Raw genomic sequence first — 24,599 nt, 5'->3', positions numbered from 1 at the left:
GCTGCCGGGGTCGAGTGTCAAACAGGGTCTGAACGGGTCCGGGGTGCGGCCGGGGACCAATGTCACGTGTCCCGAAGGGACTCCGACCGGGGTGGCGGTCGGGTGACGGGCGGGACCCGGCCAACCCGTCAGACCTCTTCGACGCTGCTCGGCTCACGCCGGGACAGGTCGATACCGAGCTCCTCCGCCGCGCGGAAGACGTCTTCATCCGTGTCACGCATTTCGATGGACATACCGTCCGAGGACAGCACCTCCACATTCAGGCAGAGGGACTGCATTTCCTTGATGAGCACCTTGAAGGACTCGGGAATGCCGGGCTCCGGGATGTTCTCGCCCTTGACGATGGCCTCGTAGACCTTCACACGGCCGAGAACGTCGTCGGACTTGATGGTCAGCAGCTCCTGCAGGGCGTAGGCGGCGCCGTACGCCTCCAGCGCCCACACCTCCATCTCGCCGAAGCGCTGGCCGCCGAACTGGGCCTTACCACCGAGCGGCTGCTGCGTGATCATCGAGTACGGGCCGGTGGAACGGGCGTGCAGCTTGTCGTCCACCATGTGGCTCAGCTTGATGATGTACATGTAGCCGACGGAGATCGGCTCCGGGAACGGCTCGCCGGAGCGGCCGTCGAAGAGCCGGGCCTTGCCGGACGGGAGGACCATCCGATCGCCGTCGCGGTTCGGGATCGTCGACTGGAACAGGCCGGCGATCTCGTCCTCGCGGGCGCCGTCGAAGACCGGGGTGGCGACGTTGGTGCCGGGCTCGACCTTGTCGGCCTCGATCGCCTGCAGGCGGCGCGCCCACTCCTCGGCGATGCCCGTGACGTCCCAGCCCTGCTTGGCGAGCCAGCCCAGGTGGATCTCCAGGACCTGGCCTGGGTTCATCCGGGAGGGGACGCCGAGCGGGTTGAGGATGATGTCGATCGGGGTGCCGTCCTCCAGGAACGGCATGTCCTCGACCGGCAGGATCTTGGAGATGACGCCCTTGTTGCCGTGGCGGCCGGCGAGCTTGTCACCGTCGGTGATCTTGCGCTTCTGCGCCACGTAGACGCGGACCAGCTGGTTCACGCCCGGCGGCAGCTCGTCGCCCTCCTCGCGGTCGAAGACGCGCACGCCGATGACCTTGCCGGTCTCGCCGTGCGGCACCTTCAGCGAGGTGTCACGGACCTCACGGGCCTTCTCACCGAAGATCGCGCGCAGCAGGCGCTCCTCCGGGGTCAGCTCGGTCTCACCCTTGGGGGTGACCTTGCCGACCAGGATGTCACCGGCGACGACCTCGGCACCGATGCGGATGATGCCGCGCTCGTCGAGGTCGGCGAGGACCTCCTCGGAGACGTTCGGGATGTCCCGGGTGATCTCCTCGGGGCCGAGCTTGGTGTCACGGGCGTCGACCTCGTGCTCCTCGATGTGGATCGAGGAGAGGACGTCGTCCTGGACGAGGCGCTGCGACAGGATGATCGCGTCCTCGTAGTTGTGGCCTTCCCACGGCATGAACGCGACCAGCAGGTTCTTGCCGAGCGCCATCTCACCGGCCTGGGTGGACGGGCCGTCGGCGAGCACCTGGCCGACCACCACGCGGGCGCCCTCGTCCACGACCACCTTCTGGTTGAAGGAGGTGCCCTGGTTGGAGCGGTTGAACTTGGCCACCCGGTAGGTGGTGTAGGTGCCGTCGTCGTTGGCGACGGTGACGTAGTCCGCGGAGACCTCCTGGACCACGCCGTCCTTCTCGGCGGTGATGACGTCACCGGCGTCGACCGCGGCGCGGTACTCGATGCCGGTACCGACCAGCGGCGACTCCGCCTTCAGCAGCGGCACCGCCTGGCGCATCATGTTCGAACCCATGAGCGCGCGGTTGGCGTCGTCGTGCTCCAGGAACGGGATCATGGCGGTCGCGACCGACACCATCTGGCGCGGCGAGACGTCCATGTAGTCCACGTCCTCGGACGGCACGAGGTCGACCTCGCCGCCACGACGGCGGACCAGCACACGGCCCTCGGCGAAGGTGCCCTCCTCGGTGAGCGCAGCGTTGGCCTGCGCGATGAGGTAGCGGTCCTCCTCGTCGGCGGTCAGGTAGTGCACGTCCTCGGTGACGCGGCCGTTCTCGACCTTGCGGTACGGGGTCTCGACGAAGCCGAACGCGTTCACCCGGCCGTAAGTGGCGAGCGAGCCGATCAGACCGATGTTCGGGCCTTCAGGCGTCTCGATCGGGCACATGCGGCCGTAGTGCGACGGGTGCACGTCACGCACGTCGAGGCCGGCCCGCTCACGGGAGAGTCCACCCGGGCCCAGCGCCGACAGGCGGCGCTTGTGGGTCAGACCCGACAGCGGGTTGGTCTGGTCCATGAACTGGGACAGCTGGCTGGTGCCGAAGAACTCCTTGATGGAGGCGACGACCGGCCGGATGTTGATCAGCGTCTGCGGCGTGATCGCCTCGACGTCCTGGGTGGTCATGCGCTCGCGGACGACGCGCTCCATGCGGGCCAGGCCGGTGCGGACCTGGTTCTGGATGAGCTCGCCGACGTTGCGCAGGCGGCGGTTGCCGAAGTGGTCGATGTCGTCGACCTCGACCGGGATGGTCTCGCCGTTGGCAGCGACCGTCTCGGTCTCACCGGCGTGCAGCTTGACCAGGTACTTGATCGTCGCGATGACGTCCTCGACGGTCAGCACGCCCTGGTCGAGCGGCTGCTCGCCGCCGAGCTTCTTGTTGACCTTGTAGCGGCCGACCTTGGCCAGGTCGTAGCGCTTCGGGTTGAAGTACAGGTTCTCGAGCAGGGTCTGCGCGGCCTCGCGGGTCGGGGGCTCGCCCGGACGCAGCTTGCGGTAGATGTCGAGCAGCGCGTCGTCCTGGCCCTGGGTGTGGTCCTTCTCCAGGGTGGCGCGCATCGACTCGTAGTCGCCGAACTCCTCGAGGATCTGGTCGTTGGTCCAGCCGAGGGCCTTGAGCAGCACGGTGACCGACTGCTTGCGCTTGCGGTCGATGCGTACACCGACCATGTCGCGCTTGTCGATTTCGAGCTCGAGCCACGCGCCACGCGACGGGATCACCTTCGCCGAGAAGATGTCCTTGTCGGACGTCTTGTCGATGGTGGAGTCGAAGTAGACGCCGGGCGAACGCACCAGCTGCGAGACGACGACACGCTCGGTGCCGTTGATGCAGAAGGTGCCCTTGTTGGTCATGAGCGGGAAGTCGCCCATGAAGACCGTCTGGGACTTGATCTCGCCGGTCTCGTTGTTGGTGAACTCGGCCGTGACGAAGAGCGGGGCCGCGTACGTGAAGTCGCGCTCCTTGCACTCGTCGATCGAGTTCTTGGGCGGCTCGAAGCGGTGATCGCGGAAAGTCAGCGACATCGACCCGGAGAAGTCCTCGATCGGGGAGATCTCCTCGAAGATCTCCTCCAGACCGGACTTGGTGGGGACGTCCTGACCACTTTCGAGAGCGGCCTCGACACGAGCCTTCCAGGCGGCATTGCCGAGCAGCCAATCGAAGCTCTCGGTCTGCAGCGCGAGGAGGTTCGGGACCTCGAGGGGCTCCTTGATCTTCGCAAAGGAGATGCGCAGCGGGGCGGTGCTTGCGCCGTTGTTCGTATTAGCAGTCGAGGCGTTGCGCGAGGCGGCCAAGAGGGGGTCCTTCCGAGGGCTCGGACTCACTACGCGCGTACCGGTCCCCGCCCCTGAGCATGGATGGCGAACTCCGGCGACCGGAAGGTCGGGGACATCTCCATCGGCGATACTCAGACGTGGGCATGCCGCTGGTGACGGGCCAGACGGCAGCTAACAGGCAGCGCAAAGGGTCAGTGTAGCCACTCGGCACACTGATGTCCAGAGCAGTGATTCGGAGACCGAATCATCTCCCCCTCGTCATCCGGTAGGGCCCGCCTCAGGGCGGACCCCAAGGTCTGGGTCCTGCGCTCGACCACAGTCATTCCCTCATCGCCGCCGTTCCATTCCTCCCACCCCCTGAGAGGCGGAACGACATCGCGACGCGTCCTGAGAATTGCGCGCTGCGTCCGGTTCGTCAAGGCCCCCGCCCCGCGGGGATGCTCACAGCGAGCCTCCGACGCCCCGGAACGAACCGGCGAAGATCACCATACCTGTGCTCACCGCCGACGGCACGGATCCGTTCCGTCACAGGCCGAAACACCGCAGGGCGGCCACCCGAAAGGGTGGCCGCCCTGCGGCTGATCAGCCCCTCGAAAGAGGCACGACACGAGGTCGGTGCGTGTGCCGGGTCTTACTTGACCTCGACACCGGCGCCGGCGCCCTTGAGGGCCTCGACGGCCTTGTCCGCAGCCTCCTTGTTGACCTTCTCGAGCAGCGGCTTCGGCGCACCGTCGACCAGGTCCTTGGCCTCCTTCAGGCCGAGGGAGGTCAGCTCGCGCACGACCTTGATGACCTGGATCTTCTTGTCACCGGCGGAGGTGAGGATGACGTCGAACTCGTCCTTCTCCTCGGGAGCCTCGGCCGGGGCACCGGCAGCGGCACCACCAGCGGCGGCAACGGCGACCGGAGCGGCAGCCTCGACGTCGAACTTCTCCTCGAAGGCCTTCACGAACTCGGAGAGCTCGATGAGGGTCATCTCGCCGAACTGCTCGAGCAGCTCGTCCTGGGTGAGCTTCGCCATGGTGGCGGTCCTTCCACTAAGTCGGCTGGTGCCGGGGGGATGTTTCGGCGGGCGTGTGACGGGCCCGCTGCGAGGGCTGGGGCCGGGTGATTACTCGGCCGCGTCCTCGGCGGCGGGAGCCGGCGTACCGGCACCGCCCTGCTCGACCTTGCTGCGCAGCGCATCCGCGGTACGGACGAACTTCGAGAGCGGGGCCTGGAAGGTCGCCGCGGCCTTGGCCATGGACGCCTTCATGCCACCGGCCAGCTTGGCGAGCAGCACCTCACGGGACTCGAGGTCCGCGAGCTTCTTGATCTCGTCGGCGGACAGCGCCTTGCCGTCAAGGACACCGCCCTTGATGACGAGAGCGGGGTTCTCCTTGGCGAAGTCCCGCAGTCCCTTTGCCGAGGCGACGGGGTCGCCGTAGACGAAGGTGATCGCCGTCGAACCCGTGAACAGGTCGTCGAGCGCGGTGATCCCGGCCTCGTTGGCCGCGATCTTGGTCAGCGTGTTCTTCGCCACGCGGTAATTGGCGTTCTCACCGAGCGAACGACGCAGCTCCTTGAGCTGCGCCACGGTGAGACCGGTGTACTCGGTGAGCACAGCGGCGTTGGAGTTGCGGAACTTGTCCGTCAGCTCGGCAACCGCGGCAGCCTTGTCAGGCCTCGCCATGAGCCTCGGCCTCCTTCCGGGTGATTGCGGACCGCAAGGAGTGAAGGAGGCGACTGGAAACGCACGAAACGCCCCGGCGCAGGCGCACGGGGCGTCACTCCACCGGAACAGACGTTCCGGGAGCTCATCCTTGTGTCACCTACGCGGGCCGTCCGCCGTTAGCGGATCCTTCGGCCACCGCGCCCGGCCCCTTGCGGGCAGGCACGACAGCGACCAGCGGTCTTTGGCTTCCGCAAGAGAGTACGTGAGCCGCCCGCGGCGAGGCAAATCAGGACGTCTGGCCCGTCCCCGCGCCTTTCAGCAGGGCTGCGTAGTCGAGGGTGTCGGATGCAGGGATCAGCCGGGCGCGGGAGCGGCCTTGACTCCCCCGCTGCTGCTGCAGGCCGACAGCGCGCCTAGCGCCACGACGGCGGCGAGCGCCGCACCTCTGCGGAATCGATTCCTCACGGGACCCCCCCATTCGGTCTTATGTTCGATTCGAGGAGAGCGCGCTGGCGCACGCGCAGGAGGCCCGAGGCGCAAAGCCCCGGGCCCCCCTGCGTACGCCGGTGATCAGACCGCGGCGGCGTCCTCTTCGACGAGGAGGTTGCGCGTGCGGTTCGGGTCGAGCTGGATGCCGGGGCCCATCGTGGTGCTCACGACGGCCTTCTTGATGTAGCGGCCCTTGGCGGCGGACGGCTTCAGACGCAGGATCTCCTCCAGCGCCGCCGCGTAGTTCTCCACCAGCTGCTGCTCACCGAACGACGTCTTGCCGATGATGAAGTGCAGGTTGGAGTGGCGGTCGACGCGGAACTCGATCTTGCCGCCCTTGATCTCGGTGACGGCCTTGGCGACGTCCGGGGTGACGGTGCCGGTCTTCGGGTTCGGCATGAGACCCCGCGGACCGAGCACGCGACCCAGACGGCCGACCTTGCCCATCAGGTCCGGGGTGGCGACGACGGCGTCGAAGTCCAGGCGGCCCTTGGACACCTCGTCGATCAGTTCGTCGGCGCCGACGATGTCGGCGCCCGCGGCACGCGCGGCCTCGGCGCGGTCACCGGTCGCGAAGACCAGGACCCGGGCGGTCTTGCCGGTGCCGTGCGGAAGGTTCACGGTGCCGCGGACCATCTGGTCGGCCTTGCGCGGGTCGACGCCCAGACGCATGGCGACCTCGACGGTCGAGTCGAACTTGGTGCTGGCGGTCTCCTTGGCGAGACGCACGGCCTCGAGCGGGGCGTACTGCCGCTCCCGGTCGATCTTGGCGTCCGCAGCCCGGAGGCTCTTGCTGCGCTTCACTGCTGCTCCTCGGTATCAGTGTGGAGTTCGTGGTCACGGGCCAGCGCCTGGCCCTCCCACGGAGGTCTTGCGGGGGCTCGGCCCTCGTCAGCCCTCGACCGTGACGCCCATGGAACGGGCGGTGCCGGCGATGATCTTCTCGGCGGCGTCCAGGTCGTTGGCGTTCAGGTCGGGCATCTTGGTCGTGGCGATCTCACGCACCTGGTCGCGGGTGATCTTCGCGACCTTCTTCACGTGCGGCTCACCGGAGCCCTTCTCCACGCCCGCGGCCTTGAGGATGAGCTTCGCGGCCGGCGGCGTCTTGGTGATGAAGGTGAAGGAACGGTCCTCGTAGACCGTGATCTCCACCGGCACGACCATGCCACGCTGCGACTCGGTCGCGGCGTTGTAGGCCTTGCAGAACTCCATGATGTTGACGCCGTGCTGACCCAGCGCCGGGCCGACCGGCGGGGCCGGGTTGGCGGCGCCGGCCTGGATCTGGAGCTTGATCAGCCCCGTGACCTTCTTCTTCTTGGGAGGCATTGCTCTCTCCGGGTCCTTGAGTGAGAGTTTCCGCCGTCCATCCGCATCAGCCGGCGGCATCGGCTGGATGGAGGCATACCGCACTACGATAACGGGTATCGCGGCGAGCCCTGTAATCGGCCGTCGGCTGATCCTGATCGGCGCCGGCCGCGGTTCGGCGGGCTACGCCTTCGGCGCCTGTGAGATCCGGACCATGTTGCCCGAGGGATCGCGAAACGCGCAGTCGCGCGGACCCCAGGGCTGGTCGATGGGCTCCTGCAGCACCTCGGCGCCGGACGCCCGGACCCTCTCGAAGGTCGCGTCGAGGTCATCGGTGCGGAAGACGGTCATCGGCAGGACGCCCTTGGTCAGCAGTTCCTGCAGGGCGTCGCCGTCGGCCTGGGAGCGGCCGGCGTGCGGTTCGCTGAGCACGATCTCCGGGCCCGGCTGGGTCGTGCTGCCCAGGGTGATCCAGCGGTAGTCGCCCGAGGCGACGTCGTTGAGGACCTCCAGGCCGAGCCCGTCACGGTAGAAGGCGAGCGCCTCGTCGGGGTCGTTGACGGTGATGTGGCAGTACTGGAGTGCGATGGTCATGCAGCCAACGCTAGGCGGCGGCTTCGGGGCTCGCTTCTCGGGTCCTGCTCGACCTGCCGCCGTTCGGCGCCCCAGTGCTCGGCGCGCCCTTGACCGGCCGGGTGCGCACCTTCGCCACGCACGCGGGCATCGCCGACACGGCGCGGTGCTCCCGGCTGCGGTACGCGCTGGGGGTCTCGCCGACCAGCTCGGTGAAACGGGTGCTGAACGAGCCCAGGGAGGTACAACCGACCGCCATGCAGGCGTCGGTCACGCTCACGCCGCCGCGCAGCAGCGCCATCGCCCGCTCGATCCTGCGGGTCATGAGGTAGCTGTAGGGCGTTTCACCATAGGCGGCACGGAACTGGCGCGAGAAGTGCGCCGAGGACATCAGCGCGTGGCGTGCCATTGTCGGCACGTCGAGTGGGCGGGCGTACTCCCGGTCGATGAGATCCCGCGCTCGGCGCAGGTTCGCGAGGTTGGCCAGGTCCTGCGGGTTCATGCCGCGAGCGTACCAACCGCCCCGGTGGCACCCGGCGCTCAGCCGGGCTACCACAGCGGCGTGGCCGCGAAGCGGGCCAGGTACCACCAGTGAGACCCGCGCCCGCAAGGCGGTGGATGAGGTCTACCGGAAGGCCTGGCGACGGCCTACGGCCCCGTGACGGCCCCCAGCGCACGCGAGAGAGCCCCTGATCAACGGGAAACCGCTGGTCAGGGGCTCTTTCGTGGCGTAGATCGGTTAGTTCTTCTGGATCTGGTCGAAGCTCAGCTCGACCGGCGTCTCGCGGCCGAAGATCTCGACGAGGCCCTTGACCTTCTTCGAGTCGGCGTTGATCTCGTTGATCGTCGCCTGCAGCGTCGCGAACGGGCCGTCGGTGACTGTGACCGAGTCGCCGACCTCGAAGTCCAGCACCTGGACCTCGACCTTCTTCTTCGGCGCTGCCTCCCCGCCCTCGGCGGCGGCTGCGGCCTCCTCCTCGACCTCCGGGGCGAGCATCTTGACGACCTCGTCCAGGGTCAGCGGGTAGGGGTCGTACGCATTGCCGACGAAGCCCGTCACGCCCGGGGTGTTGCGGACGACGCCCCAGGACTCGTTGGTCAGGTCCATGCGCACCAGCACATAGCCGGGCAGCTTGTTCTGCTTGACGGTGCGGCGGTCGCCGTTCTTGATCTGGACGACCTCTTCCTGGGGCACCTCGGCCTGGTAGATGTAGTCCTCGACGTTGAGGGAGACGGCGCGCTGCTCCAGGTTGGACTTCACGCGGTTCTCGTAGCCGGCGTAGGTGTGGATCACGTACCACTCGCCGGGCTGGGAGCGGAGCTCCTCGCGGAAGGCGGTCAGCGGGTCGACGGCGGGCTCGGCCTCCGCCGCAGCCTCGCCGGCCTCCTCGCCCTCGACCTCGCCCTCGGTCTCCTGCTGAGCCTCGGGCTCCGTCGTCTCGTGCACCGCTGCCTCCTCGGCAGGGACACCGGCGGCGGCATCGGCAGCCTCGGCCTGGTCGTCGTCGGCGGCCTCGACGATGTCGAGCTCGGTGTCGTCGCCCTGGGCCTCGGCCACGTCTCGCGTCACCGCAGCCTCGCCGGCCTCCTCGCCCTCGGCGGGCTGGTCGACGTCGTACAGGTTCGGGTCAGACACGATGGCTGCTTCTTCCTGACTTCAATGGGGTGGAACATGCGAACGGGCGCCCCGCTCGGGCGCCCTCCGCGGGGTCTTAGCCGAAGACGTACTTGACGAGTTCGGTAAATCCCCAGTCAATCACGGTCACGATGCCGATGACGACGGCTACGAAGATGATCACCACGGTGGTGTACTGCATCAGGTCGTCGCGCTTGGGCCAGACGACCTTCCGCAGCTCCGCGATGACCTGCCGGTAGAAGAGGCCGATGCGCGCGAACGGGCCCTTCTTGCCGCGCTTGCCACCCCGCTTCTTCCTTGCCTTCGCGTCGAGCTCTTCGGTCTCGCTCTCGGGACGACCACTTTCAGGCGTCGCGGTGGAGCCCAGGGCTTCCGTCACTCGTCCTCACCTGAATCCGGGTCGTGGCCGTGCCGCGCCCTGCCCGGCCGCACGGCGTTGCGTCTCATAGTTCATGTCACTAGCAAGCGTACGCGCGCACGCACCCCTGGCGACGATGCGTGTAGCAGGGCCGGAGGGACTTGAACCCCCAACCGCTGGTTTTGGAGACCAGTGCTCTACCAATTGAGCTACGACCCTTTGACGCCCCCCAACGTACAGCATCCGCGCCGCAGCACTGCGTGTGCAGCACGGATTGTCCGCGAGGACCACGAGGGAAGAGTGTACGTGCTTGCAGCCTGGCCGTCGAACGACAACCGCCGCACAGCGCCTGCGGCGTGCCCGGCTCGCGTCTCACTCCTTGAGGCGACCCGTGGAATCCCGCGTGCCGCTCCCCGCCGCCGTCTGCGACGATGGCAGCCATGACCGCAGCAACTCCCCCCGTTACGTCCCCTACCGACCGGCGGGTCTCGGCCCGCATCGGCTCGATCTCCGAGTCCGCGACGCTCGCCGTCGACGCGAAGGCCAAGGCGCTGAAGGCAGCAGGGCGCCCGGTCATCGGTTTCGGCGCCGGCGAGCCCGACTTCCCCACGCCCGACTACATCGTCGAGGCCGCCGTGGAGGCGTGCCGCAACCCGAAGTTCCACCGCTACACCCCCGCGGGCGGCCTACCCGAGCTCAAGGCCGCCATCGCCGCCAAGACGCTCCGCGACTCCGGCTACGAGGTCGACGCCTCACAGGTGCTGGTGACCAACGGCGGCAAGCAGGCGATCTATGAGGCGTTCGCCGCGATCCTCGACCCGGGCGACGAGGTGCTCGTCCCGGCGCCGTACTGGACGACGTACCCCGAGTCGATCCGCCTCGCCGGCGGCGTGCCGGTGGACGTCATCGCCGACGAGACGACCGGCTACCGGGTCTCCGTCGAGCAGTTGGAGGCGGCGCTCACCCCCAACACCAAGGTGCTGCTCTTCGTCTCGCCGTCCAACCCGACCGGTGCGGTCTACACGCGCGAGCAGGTCGAGGAGATCGGCCGCTGGGCCGCCGCGAAGGGGCTGTGGGTCCTCACCGACGAGATCTACGAGCACCTGGTCTACGGCGACGCGACCTTCTCGTCCCTCCCCGTGGTCGTGCCCGAGCTGCGCGACAAGTGCATCGTGGTCAACGGCGTCGCCAAGACGTACGCGATGACCGGCTGGCGCGTCGGCTGGCTGATCGGCCCCAAGGACGTCGTCAAGGCGGCCACCAACCTGCAGTCGCACGCCACGTCCAACGTCTCCAACGTGGCGCAGGCGGCGGCGCTCGCCGCGGTCTCCGGCGACCTGACGGCCGTCGCGACGATGCGTGAGGCCTTCGACCGGCGCCGGCAGACGATCGTGCGGATGCTCAGCGACATCCCCGGTGTGGTCTGCCCCGAGCCGGAGGGCGCGTTCTACGCCTACCCGTCGGTCAAGGCGCTGCTCGGCAGGGAGATCCGTGGCAAGCGCCCGGCGGACACCGTCGAACTGGCCGCGTTGATCCTCGAGGAGGCCGAGGTCGCGGTCGTACCGGGCGAGGCCTTCGGCACCCCGGGCTATCTGCGGCTGTCGTACGCGCTCGGCGATGAGGACCTCGTCGAGGGCGTCTCGCGTATCCAGAAGCTGCTCGGCGAGGCGCGCGACTGACGCCCGAGCACCGCTCACGCATTCGGCGAGCCCCCGTCCTTCAGACCGCGCATCACAAAGCGGCTTCCGGCGGGGGCTCCCGTATAGCAGGATCACGGAATGGCTCGCGATGTCTCCCTGCTGCCCAAGGCACACCTGCACCTGCACTTCACCGGCTCGATGCGGCCGGGCACCCTGCTGGAACTGGCCGACAAGTACGGAGTGCACCTTCCCGACGCCCTCACCAGCGGCCGGCCTCCCAGGCTGCGGGCGACCGACGAGCGCGGCTGGTTCCGCTTCCAGCGGCTGTACGACATCGCCCGCTCGGTGCTGCGCTCTGCCGAGGACATCCAGCGTCTGGTGCGGGAGTCCGCCGAGGAGGAGGTCAAGGACGGCTCCGGGTGGCTGGAGATCCAGGTCGACCCCACCTCGTACGCGCCGCGGCTCGGCGGTCTGATCCCGGCGTTGGAGATCATCCTGGACGCGGTGGCCCGCGCGGCGCGGGAGACCGGCATCGGCATCGCCGTCCTCGTCGCCGCCAACCGTACGAAGCATCCCCTCGAAGCGAGGACGCTCGCCCGCCTCGCCGTGCGGTACAAGGACCACGGCGTGGTGGGCTTCGGGCTCTCCAACGACGAGCGGCGCGGCCTCGCCCGTGACTTCGACCGGGCGTTCGCCATTGCGCGCGACGGCGGGCTCCTCGCGGCTCCGCACGGCGGCGAGCTGTCGGGCCCCTCCAGCGTCCGCGACTGCCTCGACGACCTCGACGCCGGTCGGATCGGCCATGGGGTGCGCGCGGCCGAGGACGAGCGGCTGCTGGCACGGCTCGCCGAACGGCAGATCACCTGCGAGGTGTGCCCGGCGTCCAACCTGGCGCTGGGCGTCTACGAGAAGCCCGAGGACGTGCCGCTGCGCACGCTGTACGAGGCGGGGGTTCCGCTGGCGCTCGGCGCGGACGACCCGCTGCTGTTCGGCTCGCGCCTGGCGGCGCAGTACACGCTCGCGCGCGAGGCGCACGACTTCGCCGATGAGGAGCTGGCTGAGCTGGCGCGCCAGTCGGTGCGCGGCTCGCAGGCGCCGCAGGATGTACGGCAGCGGCTGCTCGCTGGGATCGACGACTGGCTGGACTCGTAGCCTCAGGCCGTCCGGACGGTGTAGAGGCGGTCGTGGGCGCCGGTGGACTGCGCCGGGACCTGCGCGGACGCGTCGCCAGGGCTGCGTCCCTGCCGTCTACGCCGCCCCTGCCGCGGCGGGCGCACAGGCGAGAACAGCACATACGCCGCGGAGCCGACGGCGAAGGCGAGCCGGATCAGCCCGCGCGTGGAGTCCGACGGCACGAACAGGGCGCTGCCGTAGAGCGTGATCAGCGCGATCCAGCTCACCCACGGCACGAGCCGGCGCTGTCCTATCGCGTCCCAGATCAGGGTGCCGAGCAGCACGGAGGCGTTGTAGTACGTGTAGACGCTCGGGTCGAGCACGATGCGCGCGTCGGCCGCGAGCAGCACGACGGCGGGCCACCGGCCCCTGCGTGCCGCCCAGGTGCCGAGGCCGAGCCCGAGTGCCATCTGGGCGGGCCGGTCCCACCAGGGCGTGACGGGGTCGGTCGCGCCGAACCAGCGCAGCGACGAGGCGGGCTGGTTGGGGATGGTGAAGTGCGCCGCGTTCAAGGTGTTCATGTGCGTCAGATAGAACGGCAGCCATGCCACGGCGACCACGCCGATCACGACCACGCACGAGCGCAGCCAGGTCGCTCTCGGCAGGGCGAGCAGCAGCGGCAGGAATCCGACGGCCCAGGGCTTGGAGTCGACCCCGAGGGCGAGGAAGACGCCGAGCGCAGTGGCGTTGCCGCGGACGAGGGAGCGCACGGCGAGCGTGGTGAAGAACAGCGCCAGCACGTCGTCCAGGTGCGCGAACCGCACGGAGACCTCGACCCACATGGGGATGAAGGCGAGCCCGGCGATCAGGACGCGCTGCTGGAGGCGCTTGTGGTTGAGCCCAGTGCCTCGGTAGTGCTCGGCGGCGGTGCGCCCGACGAGGACGAGCATGTAGAGGCCGAGGCCGGACATGGTGGCCTCGGCGAGCTTCTCGCCGATCACGTCGGGGAAAGGGGCGAACAGGCCGGCGACGAGGAAGCTGACGGGGCCTATCTGCAGCTGGGGGTTGTTGGCGTAGAGGGCGAGGCCGCCGCCGCCCATCTGGCCGAAGAGCAGTTCCTCGCCCTGCTTGAGGTAATGCCAGGACACGCCCCCGTGACGTTCGGCGACGATGAACCATGCGAGCGTCCACGCGACGAGCAGTGCGTGGTGCCACCGCAGTGGCGAGCCGGCTATTCGCCCGACCTGTGCCGCGTCCCTTTCCGCGGTACTCGTCGTTCCCGCGTTGCCCGCGTTCCGCACGTCCCGTCCTTCCCGTCCGCCCGCCTGTGGGCGCTTGGATGAGAATCTCATGAGCAGGGTCCTGATGGTCACGTCAGGTCTCGAAAAGATCTCGACTCAGTATCGAGGACGTCGAAAGCGATCGAAGACGAACGCCTCTAACGCCTCGAAGCCGCGGCCGTCCTGGCGCTTCCCGCGCTACAGCCGGGCACCCACCATCACCGGCTCGTTGACGAGGGTCACACCGAACGCGGTCTGCACCCCGTCCCTGACCTCGCGGGCGAGGGCGAGCAGATCCTCGGTGCGGGCCGTACCGCGGTTGGTGAGCGCGAGGGTGTGCTTGGTGGAGATGCGGGCGGGCCCGGTGCCGTAGCCCTTGGTGAACCCGGCCTTGTCGATCAGCCAGGCCGCGGAGGTCTTGGTGCGGCCCTCCCCGTCAGGGAAGGCGGGCGGCTGCACGTCGGGGCCGAGGCGGTCGCGCACCCGGCCGAGAAAGGCGGCGAAGTCGGCGTCCGGGAGGATCGGGTTGGTGAAGAAGGACCCGGCCGACCAGGTGTCGTGGTCCTCGGGATCGAGCACCATGCCCTTTCCGGCGCGCAGCTTCAGCACGGTCTCACTGGCCGTGGCGACCGGGACGCGCTCACCGGGGCTGACGCCGAGGGCACGGGCCACCTCCGCGTACTTGACGGGGGCGGACAGACCGTCGGCGTCTTCGAGCCGGTAGCGGACGCGGAGCACGACGTAGCGGGACGGGTCCGCTTTGAAGCGGCTGTCGCGGTAGGCGAAGCCGCACTCGGCGCCGGTGAGGGTGACGGTCTCGCGGCCGGCGCGGTCGTAGGCGATCACCTCGGTGATGGTCGAGGAGACCTCCTGGCCATACGCTCCGACGTTCTGGATCGGCGTCGCACCGGCGGAGCCGGGGATTCCGGCCAGGCACTCGATCCCGGCGAGGCCGGCCTCCACGGTGCGCGAGACCGCCTCGGTCCAGGTCTCGCCCGCGGCGAGTTCGAGGGCGGTGCCGTCGAGGGCGAAGCCGCGGGTGGCGATGCGCAGGGCGGTGCCGTCGAATCCCTCGTCGCCGATGACGAGGTTGCTGCCGCCGCCGATGATGAGCAGCGGCGTACCGGAATCGTCCGCGGAACGGACGGTCTCGATCACCTCGTCGTCGGTGGTCGCGGTGACGAGGCGGGTGGCCGGGCCGCCGAGCCGGAAGGTCGTCAGCGGGGCGAGCGGGGCGTCGTAGGTCTCGTGCACGCGCTCCACCCTACGGGTGCGCCTCGCCGGCTCGGCGAACGGCTGACGGGCGGAGGTCGGCCGTCAGGCGGGTTGCGCCACCGCGGCGGTCTCCTCGTCCCGGAGGAGGTCCGGCTGCGGCCGGTCGCTTCGCGGGATGATTCCCGGGATGAGCACAGCGGTGGCCGCGCCGAGGACGACGGCCGCGGCGTCGGTCCACAGCGCCGGTCCGCAGCGCCGGGGGCAGGCTGCCGACGCGCGAGGCCGGTTCCGCCCTCCCGCCCCATGTTCTTGGGCCCGACCGCTCACGACGGCTCACGACGGCTCGCACCGACTCGCACCGGCCGCGGCGCTCAGGCCAGCTGCACCACCGCGCGCGGCTGGCCCAGCACCTTCTGGCCCCCGGCCGTCACTGTCAGGTCCACGCGCACGGTGCGCGCCTCGTCGTCCAGCTTCGCCGCGACCTTGCCGGACACCTCGATGACCGCGCCCTTGTCGTCATTGGGCACCACGACCGGCTTGGTGAAGCGCACCCCGTACTCGACGACCGCGCCCGGGTCGCCCGCCCAGTCGGTCACCACCCGGATCGCGGAGGCCATGGTGAACATGCCGTGCGCGATCACGTCCGGGAGACCGACCTCCTTGGCGAACTTCTCGTTCCAGTGGATCGGGTTGAAATCGCCGGAGGCGCCCGCATACTGCACCAGCGTGGCGCGCGTCACGGGAACCGTCAGCGGCGGGAGCTCCGTCCCGGCCTCGACCTCGTCGTACTTCAGCCTCGTCGCCATGCTCACTCGCCCTCCGCAGCGCGCACCACGAGCATCATCGTCGACGTCACCACGTGCCCGCCGTACTGGTCGTGCACCGTGCCGGTGATGGTGATGAAGTCATTGCCCGCCATCGACTTGATCGCCTCGATCGCGCAGGTGACCGAGAGCCGGTCCCCCGCGTGCACCGGGCGGATGTAGGTGAACTTCTGGTCGCCGTGCACCACGCGGCTGAAGTCCAGGCCCAGATCGGGGTCATTGACCACCTGGGCCGCGGCGCGATAGGTGATCGCGAAGGGGAAGGTGGGCGGCGCGATCACATCGGGGTGGCCGAGCGCCTTCGCCGTCCGCTGGTCGGTGTACGCGGGATTCGCGTCGCCGATCGCCTCGGCGAATTCACGGATCTTCTCCCGGCCCACCTCGTACGGTTCGGTGGGCGGGTACGTACGCCCGACGAAGGACTGGTCCAGCGGCATCGGCACCTCCGGTTGACCGGGTTCTGTTGTGTTCTGTGTCTGTGGCCGTGTCTGTGGCCGTGGCAGCGACTGGGTCGGCGGAACGACGCAAGGCCGCCCCCGGAAGCGGGGACGGCCTTGTAGGCCTTGCAGTGGGGCCTGGCTCAGCGCGTTTCGCGGTGCGCGGTGTGCGCGTTGCAACGCGGGCAGTGCTTCTTCATCTCAAGACGGTCCGGGTCGTTGCGCCGGTTCTTCTTGGTGATGTAGTTCCGCTCCTTGCACTCCACGCAGGCCAGCGTGATCTTCGGGCGGACGTCGGTGGCAGCCACGTGAGTGCTCCTTGACGGACAAGACAGACGGGTGAACGCAGCAAGAGTAGCCGATTGGAGGACCGATCCCACAATCGGCTACACAGTGTAGCGGCGACCGGACTTGAACCGGTGACACAGCGATTATGAGCCGCTTGCTCTACCGACTGAGCTACGCCGCTGTGATGAGCGGCCGCCCCGCCCGAAGGCGGGAAAACCGTCACACCAGAGCCCCAATACGGAATCGAACCGTAGACCTTCTCCTTACCATGGAGACGCTCTGCCGACTGAGCTATTGGGGCGAGCGAGGAAGACATTACACGGTCCACCGCCTGATCGTGAAATCCGTATCGGCGGTGGTCGAGCGGCGCACCAGCCCTCGTCCCGGGCACCACAGCAGCCACCTGCGCCTCGCTCCCAATCGACAGCTCCGGTACGACTATTGCCCTCCTGCGCGTCTCGCCACGCCCTGGCCCATAGGCTCATGCTGAGTGATCTTGTGCGCCGGCCCGACGTCGCCGACCCTGACCGGAGGAGCGCGATGACCGAGAGCGTGCCGCCGCAGCCCCATCAGCCTCGTAAGCCCGACGGAGGCACCACGGGCAACGGCCCCGACGACAGAGGCGAGCGGGCGGAGCGGGGCGAGCGGGCGGAGCCGGCCGGGTGCGACGGGCCGGACGAGGGCCCGACGCACGAACTCCTGCTCACCGGCGCCCGGCTCGGCGACGGCCGCGTCGTGGACGTGCGCCTGTGCGGAGGACGGATCGAGGCGGTCGGCACCGCCGGAAGCCTCACGCAACCGGCCGCGGCCGAGGGGGCGCGCGTCGACCTGAGCGGATATCTGCTGCTGCCCGCGCCCGCCGAGCCCCACGCCCACCTCGACTCCGCCCTCACCGCCGACGGAGGCGGGCCGCCGAGCGGTGACCCCGAGGACGTGCAACGCCGCGTCACCGAGGCGGCCCTGCTCCAACTCGGCCACGGCGCCACGGCATTGCGTACACACGTACGGATCGGCGATGTGCAGGGGCTGCAGGCGCTGGAGGCGGTGCTCAAGGCGCGGCGTTCGCTGCGCGGGCTCGTCTGCCTGGGCACGGTGGCGATGCCCCGGGTGCTCACCGGCGCCGCCGGTGCCGACGGGCTCGCGATGCTGCGCGACGCGCTGAAGATGGGAGCGGAGGTGGTCGGGGGATGCCCGGACCTCGATCCGGACCCGGCCGGCTACGCGGAGGCGGTGCTGGGGGTCGCCGCGGAGTTCGGATGCCCCGTGGACCTGCACACCGACGGCGACGACCCGGCACGGCTCGCGCGGCTCGCGGCCATGGCGGGCGGGCTGCGCCCCGGAGTGACGATCGGGCCGTGTGCCGGGCTCGCCCGGCTGCCGCAGGACGTTGCCGTGCGGACCGCGGGGCAGCTGGCGGCCGCCGGAGTCTCGGTGGTGTGCCTGCCGCAGGGCGGCTGCGGGGCGCTCGAACAAGGCCCGCGCGGCGCGTCCGGGCCCGGCGTGGTGCGCACGCTGCGCGGCGCGGGCGTGCGGGTGGCTGCCGGCAGCGGGGCGCTGCGGGACGCGGCGAACCCGGTCGGACGGGCCGATCCGGTCGAGGCCGCCTTCCTGCTCGCCTCGTACGGCGAGTGCGCGCCGTGGGCGGCCTACGAAGCGGTGAGCACAGAGGCGCGGGCGGTGCTCGGGCTGCCGGAGGTGCGCGTGGAGGCGGGGTTCCCTGCGGACCTGCTCGCGGTGCGCGGGCAGCGGATGGAGGGCGTGCTGTCGCTCGGGTACAGCAGGATCGTCATCCACCGCGGGCGGGTGGTCTCACGGACGAGTGCGGTGCGCGAGTACGCAGACTGTGCGGTGACCGAGGCGATGGACCTGCCGCGGCAGTGGCGCAGCGGCGGTTCGCCGGCCTGAGCCCGAGCCCGAGCCTGAGCCCGAGCCCGAGCCCGAGCGACGATCAGCGGTTCCGGGCGCGAGTGTCAGTGGCCCGGCGTACGGTCCTTTCATGCACATCGTGATCGCTGGTGGACACGGACAGATAGCGCTGCGGCTGGAACGACTGCTGGCCGCGCGCGGTGACAGCGCCGCGGGCATCATCCGCTCCGCGGATCAGGCCGACGACGTGCGGGCGGCGGGGGCCGAGCCGATCGTCTGCGATCTGGAGTCGGCCACGGTCGAGGAGGTCGCGGGTCACCTCGCCGGAGCCGACGCGGCCGTCTTCGCAGCAGGTGCGGGGCCCGGCAGCGGAGCGGCCCGCAAACACACCGTGGATCATGGAGCGGCGGTGCTCTTCGCCGACGCGGCAGAGCGCGCGGGCGTACGGCGGCACCTGGTCGTCTCGGCGATGGGCGCCGACAGCCCACCGCCCCCGGGCACGGATCACGTCTTCGCCGCATACCTGGAGGCGAAGGGCGCGGCCGATGCGGACATACGGGCACGCAGCGGCCTGGACTGGACGGTGCTGCGGCCCGGCCGACTGACGAACGACGCAGGCACCGGCCTGGTGGAGCTGGCCGACCACACCGGCCGCGGCGCCGTGCCGCGGGACGACGTGGCCGCGGTGCTCCTCGCTCTGCTGGACGAGCCGGGGACGGCCGGCCGGACGCTGGAACTGATTAGCGGCACGACAACGGTCGGTCAAGCAGTTAAAAGGTTGTCCATGCGCCCATGAGGAACTCATGAGAAGTTCCTTGAATCGAGCTGCCATGGCATAGAGCACCGTTGCGCATGCCGAAGACTGCGATGCATGGCTACGACTGTGCTCACCCCGGCCGTCCCCGCCGGCACCGCCCGCCGCCTGTGGAGATCGCCGGTCGACCAACCCGCGTACTCGCGCCCGGCATTGCTGGCGATCGCCGCGTTCGCCGTCCTGCTCTACGCCTGGGACATCAACCACAGCCAGTACCACATGTTCTACGCCAACGCCGCGCGGAGCATGACCGACAGCTGGAAGGCCTTCTTCTTCGGATCGTTCGACCCCGGCAATTCGATCACCCTTGACAAGCTGCCCGGATTTCTGTGGCCGCAGGCGCTCTCCGCTCGCATTTTCGGCTTCCACCCCTGGGCGCTGACCCTTCCTCAGGTCATCGAGGGCGTCGCAAGCGTCCTGGTGCTGTTCCGCGTCATCCGCCGGTGGGCCGGTGTCAATGCGGCGCTCATCTCCTGCGTCGCGTTTCTGCTCACACCGGCAGCCGCGGGGCTGTTCCGTACCGCTGTCGAGGATCCGGCGTTCACGCTCTGTGTCCTGCTCGCCGCCGACGCCACCCAGCGCGCCGCCGAGAACGGGCGTCTGCGATCGCTGATCCTCGCCGGCGTATGGGTGGGGGTCGGCTTCCAGGCCAAGATGCTGGAGGCCTGGGCCGTGCTGCCCGCGCTCGCGGTGGTGTACCTGGTTTCGGCACCCCACGTCCTGCGCAAGCGGATCGCCCATGTCTGCGTCGCCGGGCTGGTGATGGTGGCCGTTTCGGCGTCCTGGATCGTGGCCGTCACGCTCACCCCGGCGAAGGACCGCCCGTACGTGGACGGCACGACCAACAACTCCGCCCTCAGCATGGTTGTCGGCTACAACTTCTTGAACCGCTTCTCCTCGCTCGGCATCAGCGCCGCCTCCACGGGAAGCGTCAGCGCCACGCAGGGCGGCGGCCACGGTGGCGGCGCCCGGAACGCCGGTGCCGCGCCGCAGTCCGGCGCGGGCCTTGGCCTTGGCCTTGGCCTTGGCCAGGGACAGGGACAGGGCCAGGGGCAGTCCGGCTCCGGCAGCAGCGGTGCGTTCCACCACCGCCACGCCGGCGGATCCGGCGGCGGGTTCGGCAGCGGCTCGGGCTCCGGGTTCACCCGAGCGGGCCGCATGAGCGCCCAGGCGGGCGGTACGGGAGCCGGGGCCGCCGCGGGCGCCGGCGGCGGCATGCACGGCGGAGGCGGCTTCGGCGGCCAGGACGGCTGGGGGAAGATGTTCGGCTCGTCACTCGCCTCGCAGACCGGCTGGCTCTATCCGCTGGCGGCCATCGCCATCGTCTGCGGCCTGGCGTGGCGCCGCGGCAAGCCGCGCACCGACAAGATCCGCGGGGGCTTCCTGCTCTGGGGCATCTGGCTGGTGACGTACTTCCTCGTCTTCAGCGCTGGCAGCGTCGGCGGCCACACGTACTACATGGGCGTGATCGCGGTGCCGCTCGCAGCACTCACCGGCGGCGGGATCACCCTGATGTGGCGGGCCTATCGCGCCGGGGGACGTCGAGCCTGGGCGCTCCCGGCTGCGGTCGGCGCGACGGCGGCGTGGGGCGCGTTCATCTCGCTGCAGTTCCCGTCGTTCCTGCCCTGGCTGGCGCCGGTGTCGATCGTGCTGGGCCTCGCCGCGGTGGTGCTGCTCGCGCTCGCCAGGCCCGGCGCCCGCCTGGCCACGCGCGGCCGGATCGCCCTTGCGGGGCTGCTCGCGGGCCTCGCGGCGGTGCTCATCGCGCCCGGCGCCTGGGCGGTCCAGGTGTTCAACCCGGCGTACAGCAACACGATGATGGGCGCCGTCGGCCCCTCGGGCATGGGCGGGCACGGCGGTGGAGGCTTCGCCCGGGCGGCGGCCGGCGGCCGCGCGGCCGAGATGCCATGGGCGGCGCTGGCGGGCGGCGCACGCCAGGGCCAGGGCCAGGGCTCGCACGGCGCCGGACGCGCCGGGGGCATGGGCGGATTCGGCGACAGCTCGGGCACGCTCACGGCGCAGCAGCGTGAGCTGCTCGACTACACCGAGGCGCACCGGGGCAAGGCGGAGTACGTCTTCGCCACGACGAGCTGGAGCGCATCGTCCCCGTACATCGTCGCCGCCAACGCCGAGGTGCTGCCGATCGGCGGCTTCACCGGCGACGTGCCGTCCCCGACGCTCAGTCAGTTCCAGCAGCTGGTGCACTCCGGCAAGGTGCAGTACGTGCTGGTGAGCGGCGGGCGCGGAATCGGCGCCTTCTTCGGCGGTGGCAACGGTTCAGCCGGCTCGGCCGACTCGGCGACGAGTATCATCTCATGGGTCAAGGCGAAGTGCGCCATCGTCCCAGCCCGCTACTACGGCGGCGGCTCGCAGGAGTCCTCCGGCTCCCTCTACCAGTGCTCCCCCACGCACTGACGCACTGTCACCCACCCTTGCCCGGGCCCTCGGCCACCTCATGTGATCGAGGGCCCTCGGCGTGGTCGAGGCGCCTCCTCATCCGGCTGGATCACGGGAAGACGACGCCCTCGTTGGACGGTTGGAGCGAGCCCACGGTGAATCCCGGGGCAGAGACGGGCAGTTGGTCCACGGGCTTGCCGTTCAGGCCGATGACGGTCGCGGTGAGCTGCGTCGTCTCGTCGGGCGGGGTGACCTGCACACCGGCCAGCACCTTGCAGCTCGCATCGGCCTTGTCGCAGCTCGCCCACTTCAGGCCGGAGAAGGCACTGGTGCCCGGCTTGAGCGTGGTCCGCACCGATGCGCCCGGGTAGGCCTCGCGCTTCGTCGGCACGTTCACCACGCTGTTGTCCGCCAGCAGCCCGCCGTAGCCGAGATAGCCGTCGACCGTGCAGGTGTGCGAACCCTTGTTCGTGAGGATCACCATGGCCGAGCCCTCCTTCTGCAGTTGGATGTCGGCCTTCAGCTCACCCGTCCGGCAACGGGTCGAGGCACTGCTGACGCTTGAGGCGTCGCCGACCACGACCGCGGACGGAGAGGCAGAGGCAGAGGCCGAGGAGGCTGCGGAGGCCGCAGAACGCGACGGCGTCGCACGCGGCCCACTGCCGTTGCCGACGCTGCTGCTGCCGCCGGCCTGACCGCCGCAGCCGACGGCTCCGAGGGCGACCACCAGTGTGGTGAGGGCGGCGGCAGTGCCGCGGACGAGTGCGGCCCGGCGCGGGTTCACGAATCCTCCAGCGTGTTGTGGACGCGTCAGCGAAGTGACCTACGTGCGTCATCACGCCCCGCGCGAGCGATCAGTTTCGCCTGGCCCGCACCGGCCCGGTCGCAAACGTCACGAATGCGTCACCGCGCTCCCGGGACAGGCGGGGGCGACGGTGGTGGCCGGCGACGCTCGATCAGGTCCGGTGGCAGACGGGACACCACGTCCGAGAGCCGTGCGCAGGCCGCTTCGATTTCCCAGCGGGTCTTCTTCCGCTCGGTGACCACTGCCGCGAGGAGCAGCGCAGTCAGCGCGGTGGCACCGTCGAAGGCTTGGAGCGTGACCATATTGGTGAACAGGTTGTGTCCGGCGAACGGCCCGGTCATGCGGGTGGCGGCCAGTATCGCCAGCGTGGACACGGCCAGCGCACACGGTGCGGCGCCCGCGCGCTGGAAGCGGAACGCGGCCCAGACCAGGAAGGGGAAGACGAGAAACAGCAGGTTCGAGGTCCGCGTCGCCAGATACCCGATGCCCAGCGTGCCCATCAGCAACGCTGCCGCCTCGACCCATCGCCGGGGCCGCACTCCCCCCGGCAGGCGGGCAGCACGCAGTGCCAGCAGTCCCGGGGTGACGATGAGCACGCCCGTGGCATCGCCGGTCCACCACACCGACCACGCCGGCAAGAAGCCGTTGGCCGGCAGGACGCCGGAGAGCACGAGTATTCCGCTGCCCAGGGTCGCGCTGATCAGCATCCCGGCCAGGGCCCCGAGGAAGACGAGCGCGAGCGCGTCCTGGAGCCGGTCCACCTCGATACGGAAGCCCACGCGACGCAGCAGCGCGTACGAGCAGAGAGGGGCGAGCGTGTTGCCGATGACGATCACCACTACGGCCACGGCCGGCAGCCCGAGCGTGGCATTGACCGCGAACGCCCCGATCGCGATCGCCGGCCAGATCCTGGGGCCGAGCAGGAGAAGAGCGGCCAACGCGATGCCGGTCGGGGGCCACAGAGGCGTGACCACGCCTCTCACCAGCTGCTCGAGCAGACCCAGCTTCGCGGCACCGAAGTAAGCAGCAGCGAGGGCGACGATCCGCAGACCCGCGATGCCGTACCGCTGAAGCCGCCCGGAGAGCAGCGCAGCTGCCACTGCACGGCCTTTCATGGCCCCATGGTCCCTCGCCGGGGGGCACGGGTCACTGATCTACGAATCCGGCTGCTTCCACCACCTACCGCCGCACCGCCGCACCGCCGCACCAGCTACCTCGCACTCCTCGACCGCACTCTCACGCACGGCGGCCATTTCGCCCTCACCTGCTTCGCAGCCGGCGCGATGGGATCCGAGCTGCCCACGCCGACCTCTACCGCCAGTCCCACCTCCACGGCGGCCTCGCGTACACGCCGGAGTCCTTTCGCTGGATCTTCTCCGACCTGGCGGAAGTCGACCTGCGCCGCATGCGCGACGAACCGTCGCAGTCCCCCTGGTTCGGCGAGCTCTTCCTCTGGACGGCACTGTTCCGCCGCGACCCCCGGACGTAGCGCCAGGGGCACCGCACCGGTACTTGGCGTCACACAGGGGCGTTGTCGAGCAAAGGGTCTCCACCCGTGGGTGGAGACCCCTGATTCAGCCCGTGGGTGGTGGTGACCCACTGCCCGCGCAGAGCACGCTTGGGCCATGGGCTCTCTTCATTCCGTACTCGTCACCCTCACCGGGGTCTGCGTCCTGATCTTCGTCGTGGCCTGGATTGCGGGCGCTGTCTACTTCGGTGTGAAGAGCCAGGCCGGTGTGGGCGGCTGGGCGCGCGGACTGCGTCGCACCTTGCCCGGCCGGGCTCTGCTGATCTTGGGCGCCTATCTGTTCTCCGCGCTGGTCAGACACTCACCGCATTCCTTCTGGCACCACCTGCAGTACTGGCAGCCCGAGCTCGCACTCCTCGGCGCCCTGCTCGCCGTGATATCCACCGGTCTGCTGCTGTGGGCCCGCTGGGTCCTGGGCACGATGTGGGCCAGCATCCCGATGGTCCAGGAGCACCACGAGCTGCGCACCGACGGTCCCTACCGGCTGGTCCGCCACCCCATCTACACCGGCCTCCTCGGACTGATCGTCGGCGGCATGCTGGCCTGCGGCTTCGGCGTCTGGATTGTCTTCCTGGTGGTCGCCGTGCCCTGGCTGCTGCGCCGGGTCCGGATCGAGGACGGCATGATGGCCAGTCAGTTCGGCGCTTCTTACGATGCGTACCGCGCCCGCGTCCCGGCGCTCATCCCGTGGACGCGCCCCGCCCGGGTTCCCCACCCCCGTACAGGCAGCCAACAGCCGTAGAGGTTCGAACCTGCGTAGGCATGAGCCGACCGACACCGC

At 69.8% G+C, this 24,599-nt stretch carries 23 protein-coding genes, 3 tRNA genes and 1 pseudogene; 8 read left to right on the top strand and 19 right to left on the bottom strand.

Going from position 1 to position 24,599, the window contains the following annotated elements:
* Nucleotides 1–128 precede the first annotated feature (128 nt).
* The 10 genes from rpoB to NGB36_RS12335 all read right to left on the bottom strand — a co-directional run bounded on the left by rpoB (nt 129) and on the right by NGB36_RS12335 (nt 9,830).
* Nucleotides 129–3,614, bottom strand: coding sequence for a DNA-directed RNA polymerase subunit beta (gene rpoB, locus NGB36_RS12380; RefSeq protein WP_255920259.1), 3,486 nt, complete (start codon nt 3,612–3,614; stop codon nt 129–131).
* Between the two features lie 613 nt (nt 3,615–4,227).
* Nucleotides 4,228–4,617 (bottom strand): 50S ribosomal protein L7/L12, encoded by a 390-nt coding sequence (rplL, locus tag NGB36_RS12375; protein ID WP_255920258.1) that lies wholly within the window; start codon nt 4,615–4,617, stop codon nt 4,228–4,230.
* Between the two features lie 90 nt (nt 4,618–4,707).
* A complete protein-coding gene (rplJ, locus tag NGB36_RS12370) occupies nt 4,708–5,268 on the bottom strand; it encodes a 50S ribosomal protein L10 (protein ID WP_255920257.1) in 561 nt (186 codons plus the stop codon).
* Nucleotides 5,269–5,820: 552 nt separating this feature from the next.
* Nucleotides 5,821–6,543 (bottom strand): 50S ribosomal protein L1, encoded by a 723-nt coding sequence (rplA, locus tag NGB36_RS12365; RefSeq protein WP_255920256.1) that lies wholly within the window; start codon nt 6,541–6,543, stop codon nt 5,821–5,823.
* An 87-nt stretch (nt 6,544–6,630) separates the two neighbouring features.
* The gene (rplK, locus tag NGB36_RS12360; RefSeq protein WP_255920255.1) at nt 6,631–7,065 is read right to left on the bottom strand and encodes a 50S ribosomal protein L11; all 435 of its coding nucleotides are present in this window, start codon (nt 7,063–7,065) and stop codon (nt 6,631–6,633) included.
* 162 nt (nt 7,066–7,227) lie between these two features.
* Entirely contained in the window at nt 7,228–7,638 is a 411-nt protein-coding gene (locus NGB36_RS12355; protein WP_255920254.1) for a VOC family protein, read from the bottom strand.
* 10 nt (nt 7,639–7,648) lie between these two features.
* Nucleotides 7,649–8,119, bottom strand: coding sequence for a helix-turn-helix transcriptional regulator (locus NGB36_RS12350; RefSeq protein WP_255920253.1), 471 nt, complete (start codon nt 8,117–8,119; stop codon nt 7,649–7,651).
* A gap of 237 nt (nt 8,120–8,356) precedes the next feature.
* Nucleotides 8,357–9,253 carry a transcription termination/antitermination protein NusG gene (gene nusG, locus NGB36_RS12345; RefSeq protein ID WP_255920252.1) on the bottom strand — a complete coding sequence of 299 codons (897 nt, stop codon included), beginning with the start codon at nt 9,251–9,253 and terminating at the stop codon, nt 8,357–8,359.
* Nucleotides 9,254–9,329: 76 nt separating this feature from the next.
* A complete protein-coding gene (secE, locus tag NGB36_RS12340) occupies nt 9,330–9,632 on the bottom strand; it encodes a preprotein translocase subunit SecE (protein ID WP_255920251.1) in 303 nt (100 codons plus the stop codon).
* A 125-nt stretch (nt 9,633–9,757) separates the two neighbouring features.
* A tRNA-Trp gene (locus NGB36_RS12335) sits at nt 9,758–9,830 on the bottom strand.
* 221 nt (nt 9,831–10,051) lie between these two features.
* Between NGB36_RS12335 and NGB36_RS12330 the strand changes: the two genes are divergently transcribed.
* Nucleotides 10,052–11,290, top strand: coding sequence for a pyridoxal phosphate-dependent aminotransferase (locus NGB36_RS12330; RefSeq protein ID WP_255920250.1), 1,239 nt, complete (start codon nt 10,052–10,054; stop codon nt 11,288–11,290).
* Nucleotides 11,291–11,389: 99 nt separating this feature from the next.
* Nucleotides 11,390–12,403, top strand: coding sequence for an adenosine deaminase (locus NGB36_RS12325; protein ID WP_255920249.1), 1,014 nt, complete (start codon nt 11,390–11,392; stop codon nt 12,401–12,403).
* Nucleotides 12,404–12,405: 2 nt separating this feature from the next.
* Here the strand turns inward: NGB36_RS12325 and NGB36_RS12320 are convergent, their stop codons facing one another.
* The 7 genes from NGB36_RS12320 to NGB36_RS12290 all read right to left on the bottom strand — a co-directional run bounded on the left by NGB36_RS12320 (nt 12,406) and on the right by NGB36_RS12290 (nt 16,709).
* The gene (locus NGB36_RS12320) at nt 12,406–13,716 is read right to left on the bottom strand and encodes a hypothetical protein (protein WP_255920248.1); all 1,311 of its coding nucleotides are present in this window, start codon (nt 13,714–13,716) and stop codon (nt 12,406–12,408) included.
* 126 nt (nt 13,717–13,842) lie between these two features.
* Nucleotides 13,843–14,907 (bottom strand): UDP-N-acetylmuramate dehydrogenase, encoded by a 1,065-nt coding sequence (locus NGB36_RS12315; protein ID WP_255920247.1) that lies wholly within the window; start codon nt 14,905–14,907, stop codon nt 13,843–13,845.
* A 323-nt stretch (nt 14,908–15,230) separates the two neighbouring features.
* A complete protein-coding gene (locus NGB36_RS12310; protein WP_255920246.1) occupies nt 15,231–15,665 on the bottom strand; it encodes a MaoC family dehydratase in 435 nt (144 codons plus the stop codon).
* A gap of 2 nt (nt 15,666–15,667) precedes the next feature.
* Nucleotides 15,668–16,120, bottom strand: coding sequence for a MaoC family dehydratase N-terminal domain-containing protein (locus NGB36_RS12305; protein WP_255920245.1), 453 nt, complete (start codon nt 16,118–16,120; stop codon nt 15,668–15,670).
* Nucleotides 16,121–16,263: 143 nt separating this feature from the next.
* A complete protein-coding gene (gene rpmG, locus NGB36_RS12300) occupies nt 16,264–16,428 on the bottom strand; it encodes a 50S ribosomal protein L33 (RefSeq protein WP_004571794.1) in 165 nt (54 codons plus the stop codon).
* 88 nt (nt 16,429–16,516) lie between these two features.
* Nucleotides 16,517–16,589, bottom strand: a tRNA-Met gene (locus tag NGB36_RS12295).
* A gap of 47 nt (nt 16,590–16,636) precedes the next feature.
* A tRNA-Thr gene (locus tag NGB36_RS12290) sits at nt 16,637–16,709 on the bottom strand.
* A gap of 239 nt (nt 16,710–16,948) precedes the next feature.
* On the opposite strand from NGB36_RS12290, the gene NGB36_RS12285 reads away from it, so the two are divergent.
* The 3 genes from NGB36_RS12285 (at nt 16,949) to NGB36_RS12275 (ending at nt 21,503) form a co-directional block, all read left to right on the top strand.
* Nucleotides 16,949–18,313, top strand: coding sequence for an amidohydrolase family protein (locus tag NGB36_RS12285; RefSeq protein WP_255920244.1), 1,365 nt, complete (start codon nt 16,949–16,951; stop codon nt 18,311–18,313).
* 91 nt (nt 18,314–18,404) lie between these two features.
* Nucleotides 18,405–19,070 carry an NAD(P)H-binding protein gene (locus NGB36_RS12280; protein WP_255920243.1) on the top strand — a complete coding sequence of 222 codons (666 nt, stop codon included), beginning with the start codon at nt 18,405–18,407 and terminating at the stop codon, nt 19,068–19,070.
* 75 nt (nt 19,071–19,145) lie between these two features.
* Nucleotides 19,146–21,503 carry an ArnT family glycosyltransferase gene (locus NGB36_RS12275; RefSeq protein WP_255920242.1) on the top strand — a complete coding sequence of 786 codons (2,358 nt, stop codon included), beginning with the start codon at nt 19,146–19,148 and terminating at the stop codon, nt 21,501–21,503.
* Nucleotides 21,504–21,594: 91 nt separating this feature from the next.
* On the opposite strand, the gene NGB36_RS12270 is transcribed toward NGB36_RS12275, so the two are convergent.
* Nucleotides 21,595–21,969, bottom strand: a complete 375-nt coding sequence (locus tag NGB36_RS12270; protein WP_255920241.1) for a DUF4232 domain-containing protein — start codon at nt 21,967–21,969, stop codon at nt 21,595–21,597.
* On the opposite strand from NGB36_RS12270, the gene NGB36_RS12265 reads away from it, so the two are divergent.
* A complete protein-coding gene (locus NGB36_RS12265) occupies nt 21,968–22,180 on the top strand; it encodes a hypothetical protein (RefSeq protein WP_255920240.1) in 213 nt (70 codons plus the stop codon). The genes NGB36_RS12270 and NGB36_RS12265 overlap by 2 nt on opposite strands.
* A 208-nt stretch (nt 22,181–22,388) precedes the next feature.
* Here the strand turns inward: NGB36_RS12265 and NGB36_RS12260 are convergent, their stop codons facing one another.
* Complete coding sequence (locus tag NGB36_RS12260; RefSeq protein ID WP_255920239.1) at nt 22,389–23,405, bottom strand: MASE1 domain-containing protein; 1,017 nt, start codon at nt 23,403–23,405, stop codon at nt 22,389–22,391.
* Nucleotides 23,406–23,427: 22 nt separating this feature from the next.
* Here NGB36_RS12260 and NGB36_RS12255 point away from each other — a divergent pair.
* Nucleotides 23,428–23,779: pseudogene (locus tag NGB36_RS12255) on the top strand (class I SAM-dependent methyltransferase); the annotation flags it as partial.
* A 136-nt stretch (nt 23,780–23,915) separates the two neighbouring features.
* Entirely contained in the window at nt 23,916–24,560 is a 645-nt protein-coding gene (locus NGB36_RS12250) for a methyltransferase family protein (RefSeq protein WP_255920238.1), read from the top strand.
* Nucleotides 24,561–24,599: the final 39 nt, after the last annotated feature.

The sequence above is a fragment of the Streptomyces humicola genome (assembly GCF_024436035.1).
Lineage (GTDB): Bacteria > Actinomycetota > Actinomycetes > Streptomycetales > Streptomycetaceae > Streptantibioticus_B > Streptantibioticus_B humicola.
The sequence above is the reverse complement of the archived record's forward strand: the minus strand, read 5'-3'. Positions and strand labels throughout refer to the sequence as shown.

What these genes read in the sequence shown, in the direction of transcription:
- rplL (WP_255920258.1), bottom strand. Translation starts at nt 4,617, where the DNA reads ATGGCGAAGCTCACCCAGGACGAGCTGCTCGAGCAGTTCGGCGAGATG.
- rplJ (WP_255920257.1), bottom strand. Translation starts at nt 5,268, where the DNA reads ATGGCGAGGCCTGACAAGGCTGCCGCGGTTGCCGAGCTGACGGACAAG.
- rplK (WP_255920255.1), bottom strand. Translation starts at nt 7,065, where the DNA reads ATGCCTCCCAAGAAGAAGAAGGTCACGGGGCTGATCAAGCTCCAGATC.
- NGB36_RS12355 (WP_255920254.1), bottom strand. Translation starts at nt 7,638, where the DNA reads ATGACCATCGCACTCCAGTACTGCCACATCACCGTCAACGACCCCGAC.
- NGB36_RS12350 (WP_255920253.1), bottom strand. Translation starts at nt 8,119, where the DNA reads ATGAACCCGCAGGACCTGGCCAACCTCGCGAACCTGCGCCGAGCGCGG.
- NGB36_RS12330 (WP_255920250.1), top strand. Translation starts at nt 10,052, where the DNA reads ATGACCGCAGCAACTCCCCCCGTTACGTCCCCTACCGACCGGCGGGTC.
- NGB36_RS12325 (WP_255920249.1), top strand. Translation starts at nt 11,390, where the DNA reads ATGGCTCGCGATGTCTCCCTGCTGCCCAAGGCACACCTGCACCTGCAC.
- NGB36_RS12320 (WP_255920248.1), bottom strand. Translation starts at nt 13,716, where the DNA reads ATGAGATTCTCATCCAAGCGCCCACAGGCGGGCGGACGGGAAGGACGG.
- NGB36_RS12310 (WP_255920246.1), bottom strand. Translation starts at nt 15,665, where the DNA reads ATGGCGACGAGGCTGAAGTACGACGAGGTCGAGGCCGGGACGGAGCTC.
- NGB36_RS12305 (WP_255920245.1), bottom strand. Translation starts at nt 16,120, where the DNA reads ATGCCGCTGGACCAGTCCTTCGTCGGGCGTACGTACCCGCCCACCGAA.
- NGB36_RS12285 (WP_255920244.1), top strand. Translation starts at nt 16,949, where the DNA reads ATGACCGAGAGCGTGCCGCCGCAGCCCCATCAGCCTCGTAAGCCCGAC.
- NGB36_RS12280 (WP_255920243.1), top strand. Translation starts at nt 18,405, where the DNA reads ATGCACATCGTGATCGCTGGTGGACACGGACAGATAGCGCTGCGGCTG.
- NGB36_RS12275 (WP_255920242.1), top strand. Translation starts at nt 19,146, where the DNA reads ATGGCTACGACTGTGCTCACCCCGGCCGTCCCCGCCGGCACCGCCCGC.
- NGB36_RS12265 (WP_255920240.1), top strand. Translation starts at nt 21,968, where the DNA reads ATGGCCGAGCCCTCCTTCTGCAGTTGGATGTCGGCCTTCAGCTCACCC.
- NGB36_RS12270 (WP_255920241.1), bottom strand. Translation starts at nt 21,969, where the DNA reads ATGGTGATCCTCACGAACAAGGGTTCGCACACCTGCACGGTCGACGGC.
- NGB36_RS12260 (WP_255920239.1), bottom strand. Translation starts at nt 23,405, where the DNA reads ATGAAAGGCCGTGCAGTGGCAGCTGCGCTGCTCTCCGGGCGGCTTCAG.
- NGB36_RS12250 (WP_255920238.1), top strand. Translation starts at nt 23,916, where the DNA reads ATGGGCTCTCTTCATTCCGTACTCGTCACCCTCACCGGGGTCTGCGTC.